The sequence below is a fragment of the Vibrio sp. A11 genome (genome assembly GCF_013048705.1).
GTDB classification, from domain to species: domain Bacteria; phylum Pseudomonadota; class Gammaproteobacteria; order Enterobacterales; family Vibrionaceae; genus Vibrio; species Vibrio metschnikovii.
On sequence record NZ_VHSI01000005.1, the window covers coordinates 1 to 18,397 of the forward strand.

At 42.7% G+C, this 18,397-nt stretch carries 16 protein-coding genes; 9 read left to right on the top strand and 7 right to left on the bottom strand.

Translation table 11 applies throughout. From position 1 onward, the window contains the following. Nucleotides 1-251 precede the first annotated feature (251 nt). A complete protein-coding gene (locus FKQ60_RS06780; RefSeq protein WP_233268121.1) occupies nt 252-1,253 on the bottom strand; it encodes a sigma-54 dependent transcriptional regulator in 1,002 nt (333 codons plus the stop codon). Nucleotides 1,254-1,483: 230 nt separating this feature from the next. On the opposite strand from FKQ60_RS06780, the gene FKQ60_RS06785 reads away from it, so the two are divergent. The 3 genes from FKQ60_RS06785 (at nt 1,484) to FKQ60_RS06795 (ending at nt 4,528) form a co-directional block, all read left to right on the top strand. Continuing rightward, nucleotides 1,484-2,071, top strand: coding sequence for an alpha/beta hydrolase (locus FKQ60_RS06785; RefSeq protein ID WP_170906207.1), 588 nt, complete (start codon nt 1,484-1,486; stop codon nt 2,069-2,071). A gap of 259 nt (nt 2,072-2,330) precedes the next feature. Next, complete coding sequence (locus FKQ60_RS06790; protein ID WP_158137249.1) at nt 2,331-3,326, top strand: 2-oxoglutarate and iron-dependent oxygenase domain-containing protein; 996 nt, start codon at nt 2,331-2,333, stop codon at nt 3,324-3,326. Nucleotides 3,327-3,340: 14 nt separating this feature from the next. After that, nucleotides 3,341-4,528: a PLP-dependent aspartate aminotransferase family protein gene (locus FKQ60_RS06795; RefSeq protein ID WP_154171190.1), complete on the top strand. Its 1,188-nt coding sequence runs from the start codon at nt 3,341-3,343 to the stop codon at nt 4,526-4,528. Between the two features lie 71 nt (nt 4,529-4,599). On the opposite strand, the gene FKQ60_RS06800 is transcribed toward FKQ60_RS06795, so the two are convergent. Together FKQ60_RS06800 and FKQ60_RS06805 are read right to left on the bottom strand one after the other, a co-directional pair. Beyond that, nucleotides 4,600-6,231, bottom strand: a complete 1,632-nt coding sequence (locus tag FKQ60_RS06800; protein ID WP_158137252.1) for a methyl-accepting chemotaxis protein — start codon at nt 6,229-6,231, stop codon at nt 4,600-4,602. A 367-nt stretch (nt 6,232-6,598) separates the two neighbouring features. Next, entirely contained in the window at nt 6,599-7,882 is a 1,284-nt protein-coding gene (locus FKQ60_RS06805; RefSeq protein ID WP_170904459.1) for a hypothetical protein, read from the bottom strand. Nucleotides 7,883-8,035: 153 nt separating this feature from the next. Between FKQ60_RS06805 and FKQ60_RS06810 the strand changes: the two genes are divergently transcribed. The 3 genes from FKQ60_RS06810 to FKQ60_RS06820 are packed head-to-tail and all read left to right on the top strand — an operon-like array spanning nt 8,036 to nt 10,801. Beyond that, nucleotides 8,036-9,157 carry a TonB-dependent receptor gene (locus FKQ60_RS06810; protein WP_212752400.1) on the top strand — a complete coding sequence of 374 codons (1,122 nt, stop codon included), beginning with the start codon at nt 8,036-8,038 and terminating at the stop codon, nt 9,155-9,157. After that, nucleotides 9,141-10,040: a zinc ABC transporter substrate-binding protein gene (locus FKQ60_RS06815; RefSeq protein ID WP_158137255.1), complete on the top strand. Its 900-nt coding sequence runs from the start codon at nt 9,141-9,143 to the stop codon at nt 10,038-10,040. The genes FKQ60_RS06810 and FKQ60_RS06815 overlap by 17 nt, the downstream gene beginning before the upstream one ends. Then, entirely contained in the window at nt 10,040-10,801 is a 762-nt protein-coding gene (locus tag FKQ60_RS06820; RefSeq protein ID WP_170906208.1) for a zinc ABC transporter permease, read from the top strand. Before FKQ60_RS06815 ends, FKQ60_RS06820 begins: the two co-directional genes overlap by 1 nt. Nucleotides 10,802-10,900: 99 nt before the next feature. On the opposite strand, the gene dcuC is transcribed toward FKQ60_RS06820, so the two are convergent. Beyond that, entirely contained in the window at nt 10,901-12,268 is a 1,368-nt protein-coding gene (gene dcuC / locus FKQ60_RS06825) for an anaerobic C4-dicarboxylate transporter DcuC (RefSeq protein ID WP_154171184.1), read from the bottom strand. A 465-nt stretch (nt 12,269-12,733) separates the two neighbouring features. Next, on the bottom strand, nt 12,734-13,858 hold the full coding sequence (locus FKQ60_RS06830) for a fatty acid desaturase (protein ID WP_170906210.1): 1,125 nt from the start codon (nt 13,856-13,858) through the stop codon (nt 12,734-12,736). A gap of 189 nt (nt 13,859-14,047) precedes the next feature. On the opposite strand from FKQ60_RS06830, the gene FKQ60_RS06835 reads away from it, so the two are divergent. Further along, nucleotides 14,048-14,668, top strand: a complete 621-nt coding sequence (locus FKQ60_RS06835) for a beta-phosphoglucomutase family hydrolase (protein WP_161438524.1) — start codon at nt 14,048-14,050, stop codon at nt 14,666-14,668. A 107-nt stretch (nt 14,669-14,775) separates the two neighbouring features. Here FKQ60_RS06835 and FKQ60_RS06840 read toward each other — a convergent pair whose 3' ends face one another. After that, nucleotides 14,776-15,246: an FKBP-type peptidyl-prolyl cis-trans isomerase gene (locus FKQ60_RS06840; protein ID WP_170904454.1), complete on the bottom strand. Its 471-nt coding sequence runs from the start codon at nt 15,244-15,246 to the stop codon at nt 14,776-14,778. Between the two features lie 15 nt (nt 15,247-15,261). Next, a complete protein-coding gene (locus FKQ60_RS06845) occupies nt 15,262-15,888 on the bottom strand; it encodes a thiol:disulfide interchange protein DsbA/DsbL (RefSeq protein WP_154171180.1) in 627 nt (208 codons plus the stop codon). A 152-nt stretch (nt 15,889-16,040) separates the two neighbouring features. Here FKQ60_RS06845 and FKQ60_RS06850 point away from each other — a divergent pair, with 152 nt between their 5' ends. Together FKQ60_RS06850 and FKQ60_RS06855 are read left to right on the top strand one after the other, a co-directional pair. After that, nucleotides 16,041-16,667 (top strand): OmpA family protein, encoded by a 627-nt coding sequence (locus FKQ60_RS06850; RefSeq protein WP_161425570.1) that lies wholly within the window; start codon nt 16,041-16,043, stop codon nt 16,665-16,667. A 167-nt stretch (nt 16,668-16,834) separates the two neighbouring features. Continuing rightward, entirely contained in the window at nt 16,835-18,394 is a 1,560-nt protein-coding gene (locus FKQ60_RS06855; RefSeq protein WP_158145398.1) for a PAS domain-containing methyl-accepting chemotaxis protein, read from the top strand. Nucleotides 18,395-18,397 lie beyond the last annotated feature (3 nt).

An 18,397-nucleotide genomic window follows, 5' to 3' on the forward strand; every position in this document is an offset into this window, starting at 1 on the left:
TTTACGGGCCGTAAGTAATCGTCATATGCAAATGTCAGATCGTGATGCGCCTGTTAGGGCGCTGCTTGTAAGAAAGCCTTATAGGCGCATATGAAAAACCTCCGGCTATGCCGGAGGATATTTTTTTATACCGTTTATCCCCTTCCTATGTGAAGCTGCAGGAGTGTTGGCCACGTTCGTTCACCTCAATCACATAGCCTGTCTATGCTTATCGGCGCTCACTTGTCGGTCAAGTGGTTTGGGTATAGATTTTAGGAACGGTTATGATGGCAAGCATGACGAGATATATTTAATTTACGCATTTTTGAACGTAGCGTATTTGGATTAATGGCGAGTAGTTTCGCTGCTCCAAAAGGACCTTCTATTCTTCCGTGGCAATGACGTAAAGCATTACAAATATGGTCATATATCACCTTCTCTAAACTAAGGAATGATGAGACTTCCGAATGACTTTCACTGCTTAGTCGAGATGTGGTCGGCTCTTGCAAAGAGTCAGGTTGTAAGATCAACGATTGTTCAATGGCAAGATATTTTCCCTGTCCTAAAATCGCCGCTCTTTCGATAATGGCTTGTAATTCCCTAACATTACCTGGCCAATGGTAGCGTTTTAAGTAATCTATCTGTTCATCACTTGGTAAACAAAGAGGTAAACCTAGACGATTGGACGCTTTGTGAGCAAAATGTTCAGTAAGTTGTTGCATATCACCAAAACGTTGGCGCAATGCTGGCAGATGGATTGGAAAAATATTAATACGAAACCACAAGTCCTCTCTAAATAATCCTTGCTGGACAGAGAGTTCTAAATTTCGATGTGTAGCAGCAATAATACGAACGTTAACGCTGATTTCTCTCTCCCCTCCAACCCGAGTAAATGAGCCTTCTTGTAATACTCGTAACAAACGCACTTGAGCCGCTAAACTTAATTCACCTATTTCATCTAAAAATAACGTACCGCCATCAGCGCGTTCAAACCATCCTTTTTTTTGAGAGATTGCACCAGTAAAGCTGCCTTTCTCATGCCCAAATAATTCTGAATCAATCAGTTCCGAAGGGATCGCACCACAGTTTACTCGAATAAAGTCGTTTTGAAATCGCTGAGAGTGATTATGGATATAACGGGCAATCACTTCTTTTCCAGATCCGGTCTCCCCAAGGATAAGAGCTGTAGAATCAGTCAGTGAAACCAATTGTACTTGCTGCATTGTTTGTTTTAGACCGTGATTTTCGCCAATAACCATTTTTGTCATACTCATTTTTCGAGGAATACCTGTTAAATGTAAAGGGTTTATTGTTATTTAGAAATGAGTTTTTATTCCATATAGTAATAAAAAGTTATATGGAATTTTTTAGCGAAATAGAGATGTAAAAACCATTAATTTTCAGTTGATTACATTGATATTTAACTAATTTATAAAATTCACTGATTTGGCATGACTTGTGCAATCAATAGGTTACATTCATCTATATTGATTAGGGATTGAGTATGATAGATAAAATTTTGGTGATTCCAGGTTATAAAGGCAGCCCTAATGGACATTGGCAAACATGGCTTCAGACTCAATACCCTAACACGGAGAGGATAAAGGCGATTGATCACCATAAACCGATTCTTAGTCAATGGTCAGCACAGATCCAGCAGTATCTAGACCAGCAAACGCTACCCATTATCATCGTTGCTCATAGCTTCGGTTGCTTAGCCGCTTTAGATGCTATCGCTCGAAAACAGTTACAATCGAAAGTGAGTGGTGTCTTATTTGTTGCACCGGCTTCCCCGTATCGATTCACTTCTTATGGTCATAAGGCTGATTTTCCGAACGAACGTTCGATTGTTGAAACGTTAACAATTCGCGCCCTTGGTGTTTTGGGGACCATGGTAGTGAGTAGAAATGATCCTTGGATGAACTATGACCATGCTTGCTGTTTAGCTTCTGATTTGGGCTTACTGACTTACGATGCGGGTTATGTTGGTCATATTAATATTGAGTCAGGACATGGACCATGGCCGGAAGTAAAAGCACTTATTGATGATATTCAATTACAAGTTCAACGAAATGTTAATTCATTTAAATAATATTTATTTAAAATTAGCGATTAGATTTAAATTTAGGGAGTGATAGTAGATATCAATATCCGTGTTTAAAACTTATTAGATTAGTTATTGATGGAATATTTAACTTTACCTAAATTTAAATACCACTATTTTTATGGTGAGGGACTATTAAATCTTAATTTTATGATTTATTGAACACCTGTATTTTTAATCACTATTCATAACGTATTCGTGATAATAGTTTTATTAAAATAGAATATAAACTACGGAGAAAATAATAATGCATGAATTACCAACGCTATCTTTAGCCGAACTTTACTCCAATAGAGACCAATTTATTTATTCACTTAGCCGAGTTGCAAGAGATGTTGGTTTTTTTTATCTATCAGATTTTGGTGTTAATAATGAAAAAATCAATCATATTCATCATATAGCTACTGATTTTTTCACTTTATCTTCAGAAGAGAAAAATAAAGTTTCCATGATTAACTCCCCACATTTCAGAGGTTTTTCTGGTATTGGAGAGGAAAAAACCAAAGGGAGCATAGATATACGTGAACAGTTTGATGTCATGAATGAAGAACCAGTAAGGCAATTAGAAGACTCACCGTTATGGATGAATATTTATGGTCCTAATCAATGGCCAGAAAGTATTCCTCATATGCGTGAGCTTATTTTAGACTTTATGAATGATCTGTCTTTTATTGCTCAAGAGTTGTTATCAGCCTTTGCTTTGGCGTTAGAACAAGATCCCGATGTATTTAGTCACTCGATAATGGGTAATCCATATCAACATCTAAAGTTGATCCGTTATCCTTATGTTGATTCGGCACAGAGCTCTTCACGTCAAGGCGTAGGAGCACACAAAGACCCAGGTTATTTAACTTTACTTCTCCAAGATAAGGTTAGTGGTCTCGAAGTATTAATTAATGATAAATGGCTCGCGGTTCCGCCGAAAAAAGACACCTTAATTGTGAATATTGGTGAATTACTTGAGCTTGCTTCAGATGGTTACTTAAAGGCGACTGAACATCGTGTAGTTAGTCCTAATCATGGACAGGAGCGGTTCTCTATTGCGTATTTCATGGGGCCTAGATTAGAGAGTCGAGTGCCTAAATTATTTTTACCAGAAAGGTTAAAAAATCAAGCTTTAGGTCCAACTTCAGATCCTAATAACCCACTATTCTATCAAGTGGGAGATAATGTATTAAAAGGGCGTTTAAGATCTCATCCTGAAGTGGCTAATAAATATTATAAAACAATCGTTAAAAACTAAAAAAGTAGATAAATATGAATAATAAAACACAATTACTACACAGTAGTGTAATAGAAGATCAATTTGGCTCATTAACTATACCCATTTATCAAAGTAGTGCATTTGAATACCATAATTTTGAAAATGGTAAAAAGATTTTTTCAGGCGAAGAAAATGGTTATGTTTATAGCCGAATGCGTAATCCAACCATTAGTATGTTAGAAACTCAATTAGCGAATATGGAGGGGGCTGAACAATCTTTAGCTGTTTCGAGTGGTATGTCAGCAATCAGTAGTGTATTACTCTCTTTATTAGATACCGGCGATGAATTAGCGATTGTCGATCCTATTTATGGAGGAACACAAAGTTTATGCGATAACTTACTGGTTCGAATGGGCATAAAAGTTGTTCATTACGCTGATGTATCGGATTTAACTCTGCGAGCAAATCCCAATACTCGAGTCATATTTTTTGAATCTATCTCTAACCCAACCGTCAGAGTTAATGATATTCATTCAGTTGTTAGTACAGCTAGAAATATAGGTGCGATTACAGTCTGTGATAATACTTTTTTATCTCCTGCTGTACTCAAGCCGATAGAATTGGGTATTGATATTGTTGTACACAGTGCCACCAAGTATTTAAGTGGTCATGGAGATATTATTGCTGGCGTGATTTCAGGGAGCGACCATTATTTAAATCTCATCCGTGGAATATCCAATAAGCAGCTTGGATCATGCCTTGGTCCTCAAGAAGCCTACTTATTACATCGAGGTTTAAGGACTCTATCTTTGAGAATGGAACAGCACCAAAATGGAGCATTTAAAGTCGCTGAGTTTTTAGCAAAGCATCCTCTGATAGCAAGAGTCTATTTCCCTGGATTAGAAACCGAAAGTCGTGATGATAAAAATCCGCCAGTATGGGGAGCGATGGTCAGTTTTGAATTAAGATCCGATCTTAATGCGGTAAGAAAATGCCTAGATAGTCTGGTGCTATTCAAACAATCGGTAAGTTTGGGTGATTTGGAAAGTTTAGCTTGTCATCCTGCGACGACAACTCATTCTGGCTTAGATAAAGAGCAGAGGGAGAAGTATGGGATAACCGATAAACTGATTCGTTTAAGTATCGGTGTTGAGCATCCTGATGATCTCATTGCTGATCTAAGCCAAGCGATAGCGTTGGCTCATGATAAAGTTAAGGGGGCATTTGTGTCTGTTTTATAATAAAAATGGCGAGCATAAAAGCTCGCCATTTTCTGTATTCAATATTAAAAACAGGTTATCAAACCATCGCTTTATACCCGAAAGCGATTGACCGTGCTTTGTAATTGAGCGGCGAGTTGACTGAGTTCAACGCAGGCTTGAGCGGCACTTGATGAACCTTGCGCGACTTGTTTCGCTGACTCATTGATGCGTTCAATGTTGCGGCTCAACTCTTCACTGACGGAATCTTGCTCACCACAAGCGCTGGCAATTTGAATCGTCATATCAGCAATTTGTGCACTTTGGGTGCTGATTTGTTCGATGGCTTCTTGAGTCTGATGACTTTGGTTGACACATTGGCCCATTAATTCGCTACTTTGTGCCGTTGCTTGGCGTGCTTTTGCTGCGCAACTTTGCAAGTTCTGGATAATAGCCACAATGTCACCTGTTGATTGCTGAGTTTTCCCTGCAAGGGCTCGCACTTCATCGGCAACTACGGCAAAGCCACGACCTTGTTCGCCAGCTCGCGCGGCTTCAATTGCGGCATTGAGAGCAAGCAAATTGGTTTGGTCAGCAATATTGCTGATCACATCTACCACCATATTAATTTGTTGCGCTTGATCTTCCAGTTCTAGTACGCGTTGCTCGGCTTGAGAAATCTCTTGTGTCACTTGGATAATAGAGTTAGCGACTGCATTCATTTGTTGTGCGCCAGTGATGGCTTGTTGATTGCTATCACGCGCAGAATCTGAAGCCACTTCGGTATTACGTGCGACTTCTGCTACTGTGGATTTCATCTCTGTCATTGCGGTCGCAATTTGCATCACTTCTTCTTGCTGCTCGCGCATACCTTGTGAAGTTTGTTCTGAGACGGCGCTGACTTCATCAACCGCTTGAGTTAATTGTGTTGCACCGGCGACAATTTCTTCGACCATCACACGCAAGTTATTTTGCATGGTGGTGCAAGCGTCAGCGAGTTCACCGAGCTCATCTTGGCCAATTTGTTGGCGATCCATTTGATGGCCTAAGTTACCATCAGCAATCGCGTTGGCTTGAGTAACCACTTGTTGTAAAGGACGGCAGATTAAATTCGCCAGTAGCCAAGTCATAAAGACCATAAAGCCAAGCAGGGCAACAATACTGGAAATAGAGAATTGACTAATAGTATCAATTAAATCTGTTAATTCAGTGCGGTTATTATCGACATAGGAAAGGTTCAGTTTTAGTAACTCATCCACCGCCAGTTCTAGACGCTCAAACGTTGGTAAAGCATTTTGTAAATCTTGTTGAGCCTTTGTCATGTTGTGATTCATGACATCATTATTGAATGAGCCAAGAACACGCAGATACTCTTGCCATAAGTTTTTGACTGGCATAAAAATTGAGCGCTCATGATCGCTCCAAATACTATTTTCATAGCGGGTTAAATCTGCTTGAATAGTCCGATAGTGGTCGTCCATCCAGCGCATATCCTCAGCGATCTCGTGGCTATCCGTTGAAGAAAGTAAACCAATTTGTGCTCGACGTACCGATGACATATTGTACTTAATGGTATTGACCATCATCATGGATGGTAAGGTATCGTCGGTCAGGTTAAGTACATCGTGTTGAATAGAGTTAAGAGAGCGGTAAAGGTATGCGCCAAAGATAATATTGACGGCAGCAATAATACTAAACGCCAGCGCAATTTTTTTGCGGATAGCTAAATTTTTTAAAAACGACATGGTAGTGGGTGACCTCGCGGTAAAAACTAATCGGTCACATCCGTATGATGATATACCCTTGCTGCTGGAAGATAGCGGTATTGCATGGTTTTCACCACAAAGCTTCTCTTTGTGTATCAAGCATACATTTACTTGCTATATAGCGAGCCACTTCAAGTACTGTGGGTAAGTTATCCCTAGTAATAGCCAGTGTGTAAGAATTATCTGACTATCTAATTGGCGCGGATTCTAGCACGAAGCGTAGGGTTTAGCCAAAAAAATATGATACTAATCACATTAAAACGCTGAATGTGATTAAATGTTGAACGATTGGTAGGCTAAATGACTATATTGCAGCCCAGCGAAACGATGGGCTGCAAAGACAGGTTTAGTGATGATGCTCGTGTTCAGTAGTGCCTAACCAAGTAATAAACTGAGGGATAAAGCCTAATTGGTGACGCTGTACAATCCGTAGCTCAGTCACACTGAGTTGCAGCACCGTTTGGTCAGCCGGATTGGTGATGAATAACTGTTGATTTCTCGGATCGAAGGCCATTTGGATCCGTTGGCCTTCTGCTAATGTTGGTACATTGTCCCAGAGCGATAAACTGAATTGCTGAGCAAAATTATCCGCCGCATGATAAGCGATCAACCGTGCTTGTGGCGTAACGATGAATAAGTACTCCTCGGTGGTTAAATAGGCGAGTGTGCGTTGAGTTTGCTCGGTTTTCCAGTCGATTTCCTGAAAATGACCATTTTTCAAACTAAAGAATTGCTGGTTATTAGCCACCGCAAGTAGCGTGTCATTAGCAGGATAGCCAAATAACGTTCCAAAGCGAGTACCGTTATTAAACGTTGGATTATTGATGGATTGTGAAGTTATCGTTTCCCCCTGTACATTGACGACAAGCACGTGCTCTAAACACGCAAAAGCGACCAAGTTTGCCGTTTGCGCACTGCCATGTAAAGCAGGGCAGTCTTGAGCCGTGAAGCTCTGGAGGCGATGAAAATGGTCACCGTGTCTTTTCAGTGCAATCACTTTATCCGGCAAGCTAGTGGTGCTTTGATCTTTAATGCCAGTAAAAGCGAAATCTCTCAGTAACTGAGCAGTACCATGCTGGGCATGGTCAAAGGAATGGATAGCGACACTAGAAACTTGACCTATCGATTGCTCATCTAATACGCGAAATTGCGCGTTTGCGCTAGTCGTGTTATCACCATCAAAGAACAGCGCGACTTGATCTTGTGTAACGTCATAGTGGGTTGGCTTTACTCCCTGATAGCGTTCAGACAACAATCTCGGACTATGATTGTGCAAATGATAATGATCGCCATGTTGTTCGGCGACAATACCACTATCAATCACTTCGACTTGATCAAAATTTCGTTGCAGAGCTAGAGCGTATCGCCCCTTTGGACTGGTTTTCAGCCCTGAGGGTGTTTGTTGCAAAGTAAATTGGGTGCGCTGACGCCAAGCTTGGCTATCAAACAGGTGTAGTGTTTGGCTATTGTGTTCTGAAATCAGCAGCCGAGAAGTAATCATTGAGTGATGATGATCGGAGTCTTCGTTACTGGTCGCGTGATTTTCACCTTCTTGACAACCTAATAGCAATAATACGCTGAGTGACAGTGCCGCCAGCCGAGGGGCTTGACGATGAGATAGAGATAACATGGATTTTTCCTTAAGTACCATAGTAGTAGTTGATTGTTGATATGTTATAACATAACATTCGTTGCCATCAATAGGTAATCAATAATCATTGTGTATATTTATAGGAGAAACTCGGTGAATAAATCAGTCGTAGCGGTGATTGGGTTTGGTGTAATGGGTTTTATTGGACAAAGCTTAGCATCACCACAAGTCGATATTGGTGTTGTTTTAGATGGTGCTTATCAGAGCGACAATCGCCATTGGGGAAGTCGTGACAAGGGATTTGGCCTTGGTCATTCTGAGCTGATGTTAAGCAGTAACATCGATCATAACTTTAAAGGTCAGTTGGTGGCGGTATTAGATAGCCATGGTTCTAAAACCGAGTTAGAGCTGGAAGAGGCCTGGATAGAAACCATGAGTTTACCGTTTGGCTTAAAGCTTAAAGCAGGACGTCTGTTATCCAATGTCGGCTACTTAAACAGTAAGCACATGCATGAAGACGCCTTTGTTGAGCGTCCGGCAGTGTATCGCGCCTTACTTGGCGGCCATTATTTTGATGATGGTGTACAAATGACTTGGTTATTACCAACCGATTTTTATCTGCAAGCCAGCGTCGAAGCGTTAGGTGGTAAGCCATTAGATGCTGGTTATGATAAGCCAGCGACGGTGGGGGTATATACGGCTAACCTCCAAGTGGGGGCTGATATTGGACTTGAACACAGTTGGCGCTGGGGAATCAGTTCACTGTATAACGGTAATGGCCGTCAGTTTTCAGGCGCACACGATCACAGCCACGATCATGACCATGATCACGATCATGCCGGTCATTCGCATGGGCCCTCATTAACAGGTCGTAATTTGTACGGTACGGATTTCACGTGGAAATGGGCACCGGAAGGTAATTATCGTCAACGTAATGTAAGAGCAACAACCGAGTTTTGGTATTTGGACAATCGCTTTGATACACAAATGGCGACAGCTCCAGGCGCGAAACAAAGTGCTAATGGTTGGTACGCAGAAGTGGCTTATCAATTTAATCCGACTTGGACAGTGAGTACCCGTTATGGAAAAATGCGCACCGTGAGTGGCGATGTCCATGCGCATGATGATCATTTCCATGGTGAATTCAGTCGTGATGATTTGAAAGAGTGGGATCTGGCATTAGATTGGCACGCGTCTCATTTTGGTCGGGTACGTGGACAAATTACCCGTGAAAATCATACTCAGGGCGATCAAACCTTATTCAGTTTACAATATGTCATGTCTTTTGGAGCGCACCATGCTCATGCGTTTTAAATTATTGAGTCTATTCGCTTGTGTCAGTATGCCGGCGATGGCGAGCTTAAATGTGTTTGTTTGTCAGCCCGATTGGGCTGACTTAGTCCATGCTCATGCGCCGCAGGCACAAGTTTTTTCAGCCACTACGGCATTGCAAGATCCTCATTATGTACAAGCTCGCCCTTCACTGATTGCGCGCATGCGCAATGCCGATTTGGTGGTTTGCTCCGGCGCTGAACTGGAAATTGGTTGGCTGCCTGAGTTGCAGCGGCAGAGCCGTAATCGTCAAGTACAAAATGGTCAGCCTGGTTTGTTTTGGGTCAGTGATTATGTGCGTTTACTGGATGAGCATGATCACGTTGATCGCTCCATGGGCGATGTTCATGCCCATGGTAATCCCCACGTTCAGTTTGCGATTGGTGATATGATTGCTGTGTCACGCGCATTGAGTGATCGTCTGGCATTGCTAGCCCCCGATGATGCTCCGAAGTTTAAAGCCAATGGCGCACGCTTTCGCTGGCAATGGCATAAAAAAATGCAAGAGTGGCAAGCGCGAGCTGTGCCTCTACATGGGATGGAAGTGGCGGGGTATCACAGCACATTCGCCTATTTATTTGATTGGCTCAGCATGGAACAAGTCGCGGATTTAGAACCAAAACCTGGTATTCCGCCAACGGCGGGTCATTTAAATCGCTTAGCACAGCAAGATTGGTCGAGTTTATCCGGTATTGTTTATGCCTCTCACCAGCCTAAAGATGCGGCTTATTGGTTAGCATCGCGTACCAATGTGCCGGTGGTGGAACTGGCGCAAAGTGTTGGTGGACAGCCGAATACCTCATCATTAGTTGCACTGGTCGATGATTCTATTGAGCGCTTATTGAGCCTAGTTAAGGAACAATAATGAGTGCTTACGGATGGATGTTAGCCCCATTGTTGATTGGTTTTATCTCTTTATGGATCAACTGGATTCTGGGTAGGCAGGTGCTAGAGCGAGGGGTGATATTTATTGACCTAGCGATGGCGCAAATGGCGGCGGTCGGTATGTTAGCGATGGAGTTATGGTGGCCGCAATACAGCAGTTCCTTATGGTGGAAAATGTTGGCTGCCAGCTTAGTCACCTTTAGTATGGCGGGGTTGTTGTGCTTTTTTGAGGGGCGAATCAAAACCCATTTGGAAGCCTTCATTGGACTCTTTTATGTGTTGGCTGCTTGTGCAGCAATGCTATTGGTCGCTCAGCAGCCGCATGGTAAAGAAAGTATAGAGAGTTTACTAAACGGTCGCTTATTGTGGGCTCAATGGCAAGACGTGATTCCCGTATTGGTTATTGCTCTCGCGATGTTAATCGTTGTGCGTTATCGCTCCTGTTGGTTACAAGGTAAGGCGTTTTATTTTCTATTCGCTGTTGCCATCCCACCGCTCGTGATTAACTTAGGGGTGTACTTAGAGTTTGCCTCGTTAATTATACCAGCGTTGGCGGTATGCTATTTACCTTGGCAACGTAAAACCGCTGCTGGCTTAGCAATAGGTTATATCGCCATGATGGCTGGATTTGCAGCTTCTCTTTATTGGGATTGGCCGATTGGCCCTGCTGTGGTGTTTACGATGATATTGTGCGCGGCAGTAATGGTGTTTGGCGCTCAAGCAAGAGTCTTGCGTCAATAAGATTCAGCTTTTAACCCATAACTCAAAAACCATAACTCAAAAATAAGGCGCAGTAATGCGCCTTATTTTTAAATCTGTAAACAGAATGCCGCTACTGTGCTAAGCCATCATTGGTACCAATACCATAGTACCGATAATCACGGTGATAAGACCTGCCAACACCGGAACAGAAGTACGTTTAACGACTTCAAAAGGACTGATATGCGCCATACCTGCGGTGGCAACTACGACCCCTGATACCGGAGAAACGGTACGGCCTAGATTTGAAGCTTGTAACATCGGAATAATTAAAAACGCTGGGTTAACGCCCATTTTCGCGGCTAGTGCTGGGGCAAGTTCCACAAATGCATAAAACGGAGCATTACCCGAGCCTGTGGCGATAGCCGCAGCCATGGTTAAAATGGTTAAAATTAGCATCAGTGCTAAACCACCAGCGCCAGCGGTTTCGGCTAATCCAAGTAGGTTATCAATCGCACCAATCGACATCAGTCCTTGAGCAAAAACCCCTGCCGCAACCAACAGCATCACCACGCCTTTAAATGCCTCTGCCATACCTTCATAGCAAGATTCCAGATCTTCGAGTGTTTTCTTACCATCAAAGCGTTTAGTGATGAAATCAATCACCGCACCAGCAAAAATCGATACGACAACAATGGTGTAAATATCCAACGATAAGCCGGGGATGGTTTCTCCATTAAATAGGAAAACGCCAATAATTGGTAAGAAAGGCAAAATCGCGTAATAGGCTGGCGCTTTCACTTCAATCGCAGAAACGTCTACGCGTTCCATTGGAGTATTGTCTCGCTTATCAAGGTATTTATTCCAGAAGAAGGTAGCGATTGCCATCACGATGATCGCACAAATGGAAACAGGAAGAACGGTTTCTACCGCAAAGACATGCAAAGCTAGCCCAGACTTTTCTGCCGCGATCACCACATCGCCAGAAGTAGGGGATAAAATAATGGCGGCTGGAGAAGCGCACACCGCTACTGCAGCAGGGCGAGAAATACCCATCGCCGTCATCATAGGGAAGAGAGTTGCCATCAGTAGCACGCCTAGGCCTGTTGCAGAGCTTACCGCAAGGGACATTAAGCAAGCGACAATGTAAGCTGCAACCAGTAAGACATAAGGCGAGCGAATAACAGAAAGTGGCTTAGAAAACTGTTTAACCACTACGTTATTTGCCCCGATATGGGTCATATAAGCGGCAAAACCGCACAATAACATGATTTGCATACCTAAACCGCCACCACGGTTTTGTAGGGTAAACTTCACATATTCCATTGAATCGGTAATCAAGTTACCGGTTGGTGTAATTGATGCGGGTAAAATCGCGTAGCCTAATATCCCAGTCATTAATAATAAGGCTATTCCGGCGGTTAATAGTACCCCCGCTGGTTTATAGCCCTTAACGATAAAATAACCGACCGCAATGGTGACGATTGCGCCAATCAGCAGTTCAAGCATAGTCTTCTCCAGTAAAATGGGCTTCACCCATGTAACAAATTATGGCTTTTTGTAACTGGAGAATTTACTGAAAACTTGGCAATAGCACGAGCTTAACTTACTACTAGTATGATCTAAAACAAATGAAAATATTGGCAGAATAAAAATCCGTATAAATACGTTGTTGTATTGATTTTTATTGGTTATTGGCGTGTTAAATTAATAATGCTTGCTGATTTTTCTGGTGTGTATTTTGGTGGTGAGTGATATGACCATGCGGGGAGTTTTCGCCGAATGAACATTCAATCATTATGTTCATACGGCAGTTACTATCACCCGTTTGAAGAGATCATGAATATACCCTTCCTACTTGAATCTGCAGCGGTGTTGGCTACGCTCGTTCACCCCAATCACATCGTTTGCCTATGCTCATGGGGATTCACTCACTTGCCGCCTGCCTGCAACTCCAAGTCGTTTGGGTATAGCTTAATAAGCATACGGCTTGGTTAATAGCTGCCAACGTTGCTTTTTCTCTTGTAGACGCATCTTTACTTGTCGATAGCGTGTTGTGAGGATCGAGCGTTCATAACTCTGTATCGCTGAATTGGCTTTGCTTTCTAACACCTGTTTTTTCAGATCGTAATAATCGTGAAGTGTTTCAACAAAACCATCAAATTCTTGTTGAATATGAGTAAAGATCCGCTGATGTTGCCGCTGTTGACTGAGGATTTTTTTCGCATACTTTAAACGCATTTCTGCCCGTGCAGTTTCAATTTTCAGTGCCGGCGCGACGCGTAATTTTTTGGCTAATCCCAACCAGGAACATATTTTGATTACCCATTTGGTTGGGTCATAGTGCCACCACTGAATTCCATTACGGTAATCGTTTTCAAAAATATGGTGATAATTATGGTAGCCCTCACCAAAGGTAAAGAAAGCCAAAATTCCGTTATCACGTGCGGTATTTTTATCGGTATAGGGCTGCTTACCCCAAATGTGGGCCAGTGAATTGATAAAAAAGGTCGTGTGATGGTTAAGGACTAATCTGACCGCGCCAATAATCAGTAACATACCGATGATATCTTGATACCACCAACCGAGCAGTAAAGGCACGCCTATATTCATGACAACTGCCAGTGGAACATAATATTTATGTTGCCACATGACAATTTTATCTTTTTGTAGATCACGACAATTCGTGTAATCAGCGTAAGTGGCTTGATTATAGTGGCGAAGCATCCAACCGATGTGTGAATACCAAAATCCACGCTTGGCGGAATAGGGATCTTTATCGTTTTGGTCGACAAATTTGTGGTGGACTCTATGATCCGATGCCCAGTGTAGAGCACTATTTTGCAGCGCGAATGCACCGCCTAATGCACACAGTAAACGGATTAGCCAGTGTGCTTCGAAAGCTTTATGTGACCATAGACGATGGTAGCCTACGGTAATGGATAAATTACAAAATGAAAAGCAAACCACTAGCCAGAAAAGATGTTCCCAGCTATAGCCAAATTGCCAGCCATACCAAGGGGCAACGAATGCCGCCAGACCAAAGCTGAGTGAAAAAATCATGACATTAAGCCAGATCAATGGTGGTTTATTAACCATATAAAAGTGCCCTTTAGCTTACAACTGTGCACTAGAATATCAGCGTACAGTTGTAAGTCAAAAAGGTTTTGCTACAAAGTGTGATCCGAACATCACCGACGGACTCAATCGCTGATTAACCATTCACTTGCTGTCTTCGGTTATATCAAGTAGCGTAAACAGTGACGGCTTGATCCTTTGGAGGTATAGATGACACTTAACTTAAGCCAATATGATGGGCTGATTTTTGATATGGATGGTACTTTGATCGATACGATGCCAGCGCATCTTCAAGCGTGGCAAGCGACCGCAGACCATTTTAATTTTCCCTTTGATGGAAAATGGCTACATAGCATGGGAGGCATGCCGAGTTTTAAGATTGTCAGTGAGATCAATCGACGATTCGACTTAGATCTGAATGCTCATCAGGTCGCTGACCATAAAATGCATACCTTTGCACAATTGGCCGATAAGGGAGGTTTGATTTCTGCGACGTATGACATTTTTTGTGCTCAGCTAGGTAAAAAGAAAATCGCGATAGGCACAGGCAGTCAGAGAGGATCAGCGGAAAACTTATTAGCTCAGGTTGAGGTACTTGATAAACTTGATGCTTTAGTCACGGCAACGGATGTGGAACATCATAAACCTCATCCTGAAACATTTTTACGTGCTTGCCAGCTGCTTGAGTTAACACCTAAACAGTGCGTGGTATTTGAAGATACTGAACTTGGTATGCAAGCGGCGCATGCAGGCGGAATGGATTGTGTATTAGTGACCGCTGCGGGGTTAGTTTTTTATCCAGTGAATCGAGTGTTAACGGTAACCGCTTAAGATGGGAAAGGGGTAATCAGTCGGTTAGATACGGTCAGATAAGAGTCATTATGATGAGTTTTATTCACAATGACTCTTGTTGACGGTTATACCAAGGCTAAGCTGAGTTATTGGATTTCAATCAGTTCAACATCAAAAATCAACGTTGCTGCAGGAGGAATGGGACCCGCCCCATTTTTGCCGTAAGCCAAATGACTAGGAATAAAAAAGCGCATTTTTTGTCCTTCCACCATCAATTGCACACCTTCTTGCCAACCTTTAATGACTTGATTTAAGCCAAACACAATGGGCTCATTACGTTTAATGGAGCTATCAAAGACGCTGCCATCAAGAAAACGACCTTCATAATGCACTTTTACCCGACTCGTTGGGCTAGGATGAGTTTCGCCAGTACCCGCTTGTAAGAGTTGGTACTGTAAGCCACTTTCAGTTTCAATGACGTCATTTTGTTGGCGGTTTTCTTGTAAAAAGCGTTCTCCTACCGCATGATTTTGTTCCGCTATCTTACTGTTATTCCAGCTTCGATAGATAAAAAACACGGCTAATAAGAGAACGAGAACAATCAATATTTTATTCATAATACAGATACTTTATTAAGGTTGTTTAAGTAAATAAGTCAGCGTTTCTGCCATATTGGCTAGGTCACTATGACCGCTAGTTAACAGCAGGTATTTACCGTTAACAATAAAAGTGGGGACCGCATTAATTTGCGATTGTGTCGACATTTGCTCTGCAGAAGCGAGCATTGTCATTAGCTGTTGTTGCTGCATCTCATTAAAATCATAGGGACTAATGATATGTCGGCTATGAAAGGCATGATCAATGGCGGCTTTACGCTCTGCTGGCGTGGTGCCTTCAGGCATTTGTACGGCAGCAAATAGGTCATCCATCATATCGTGATCAGGGATGTCATCCAACTGCATCACTGCACTGTAATAAATCATCGCGCCCAGTTGAGCGCCTTGATTAAAAGTAACATGCAGTTTGCCGAAGCGTTGCCCAGTGAGCTGTTCGAGTTCAGGCAAAAACGTTTCCATGGTTCGGCAGTGAGTACAAGTGAGTGCAAACACTTCGGTGATCGGCGCAAGAGAAGGAGAGCTCAGAGGGTTAGATAATTTCTGGTAATGAACACCTTGCTTAGGGCCTGTTGGCTCGCTACAACCAAGAATCAACACTACGCTAATGATAAGCCCACAAAAGCGAATAAAATTTTTTTTCATAATCAACCAAATTAAAATCATAAAGAGAGCTCAGTCTAACCAGTTCTGTTTGTGAGGCAAACAGCAGAAGAGCAAATTGTTAGCAATACATCATAAAGTTTTGCGCTGGCGGCCGATAACCAAGGTGATACTAAAAAATGGGAACCCAACGGATGAAAGTCTTCATACTATCACTGCTACTGTTTTTATCGGGGTGTGGCTCTCTGGCGACTGATAAAATGTTCAAAAGCAATTTATTAGACACCGCACCGAAAAATGATGCCGAGGTTCGTTATCCTGACTGGCGTTTGGCTCCTGCTTCACTTATGGCCGCAAAACCCGAGTCTATGCCTGCTACGCATCAACCGATGAAAACCCTCTCCGATAGTAGTTTAGAAAGCTTCCTGTCCGCCAATGGCTTAGATTATGAACTTATCCCTGGCGATCATACGATGGTCAAACTCAAACGTGCAGTGCAGTTTCAAACTGGATCGGCGGTGGTGCCAAGTGCATCAGTACAATGGCTCGCCCAACTCGGACGCTATTTAGCGAATACGCCACAGATTGATATTGTGATTGAAGGGCACACCGATAATACCGGCACTGAGCGATTTAACGACGGTCTTTCAATGCGCCGAGCGGATATGGTGAAAAATATTTTACTTGAACAACAAGTATCACTAGCCGCCATTTATACCCGTGGTTATGGCGAGCATACTCCTGCTTGTACCAATCAAACGCCTCAAGGCCGAGCTTGTAATCGTCGTGTTGAATTGCTGATGATTATGGATAGTCAGTAAGTGATGATGAATACGGTTAAATGTGACTGACTGAATAGTTTTTACGGTTCATTTAAGCGTAGATTGATAGTTTTCACGCTTGTGCAACTAAAATGAGACAATACTTTGAAACATTTCTCTATTTTGTGTATACAGTCGCCACAAAACCAATCATAGGTTACGAAATTATGTCAGGCCGTCAGTTTTCCTCAACAAAAGAAGTTCCCGTTAGCCAACACGATCAACTGGTTTCAACCACCGATTTAAAAGGTGTGATCACCTATTGTAATGAAACCTTTTGTCGTATTGCCGGATTTACCGAACAAGAGCTATTAGGACAAAATCATAACATTGTACGCCATGATGATATGCCTAAAGCGGCGTTTGCTGATATGTGGAAGCGCCTCAAACAAGGCCATGCTTGGCGTGGAATCGTCAAAAATAAAACCAAAGATAATGGCTATTACTGGGTGGATGCCTATGTGACGCCTATTTATGAAAACGGAAAAATAGCTGGTTATCAATCAGTACGAGTCAAGCCTGAACGCCGTTGGGTTGATATTGCTAACAAAGCCTACCAAGGGCTGCGTCAAGCTGAACGCTCTGGTCGTAAATTTTCACTGACAATCGCGGATTCCGTTCGTTATGCGATATTACTTGGTTCATTGAGTGCTCCGATTGCAGCTTATTTGTGGGGTGATCAGAGCACTCAGCTTTTGGCAAGTATTTTCCCTGCTCTTTCACTGGGCTTGTTTTTTCGTCAAGAGCTGATTGATACGCCGCGTCAGCTCGCTCAACTACGCCAACAATACGACAGCGTTAGTCGATTGATTTACTCAGGTAATAGTCAGTTTTCAATTGCTGATTATCATTTAAAAATGGCGTCTGCACGGATTCGAACGGTATTAGGCCGGATGATGGATTCGGCGAAACCATTACAAGTTATGGCCAATACCTTACACAAAACCAGTACGGAAGTAGCACAAGCCTTAACCCAGCAAGAAAAAGATATTCGTCGGGTAATGCAAGCTACCGATGAGGTCGAAGCCGCTGCCAATGCTGTATCTGACAATACCCAAGTCTCCTATGCGTTAATTGATCAGGCTCGTGTGGAGTGTACTCAAAGCAGACAGAGCATTGATCTGACTCAGAAAAATTTATTACAGCTCAACGAGCAAGCAGAAAGAGCGACTCAAACCACTTATGCTTTGAGCGATCAAGCTCAGCGAGTGAGTCAATTGATGGGAGAAATCGGCGGAATTGCTGATCAAACCAATCTGTTGGCGTTGAATGCGGCGATTGAAGCGGCGCGAGCCGGTGAGCAAGGACGTGGTTTTGCTGTGGTTGCTGATGAAGTCCGTGCATTATCGGGACGTACGCAAAAAGCCACCGAGCAGATCCAAGCGAGTATCAATGCGATGTTGCAAGCGATTGATGGATGGCAAAAAGAAATTCATCAAAGTCAGCAGCAAACCCAAGCTTGTGGCGAGGTTGCTGAGCAAAGTGCTTCTCGTTTACAACAAGTTGAAAGTTTATTACTAGAAATGCACGATACGGTGGCGGATATGGCGAAAGCGGCGCAGTCGCAACGTGATATCACTCATCAAGTCAATCAACATATTCACTCGATTGCCTCTGCCGCCACTCAAAATCTTGTTGCAACCCATAAAGTTGAAGAATATAGCATTGAAATGAATCATAAAGTTGATGATTTTCATCAACTTGCGAAAAGGTTTGAAGAGAAATAAACG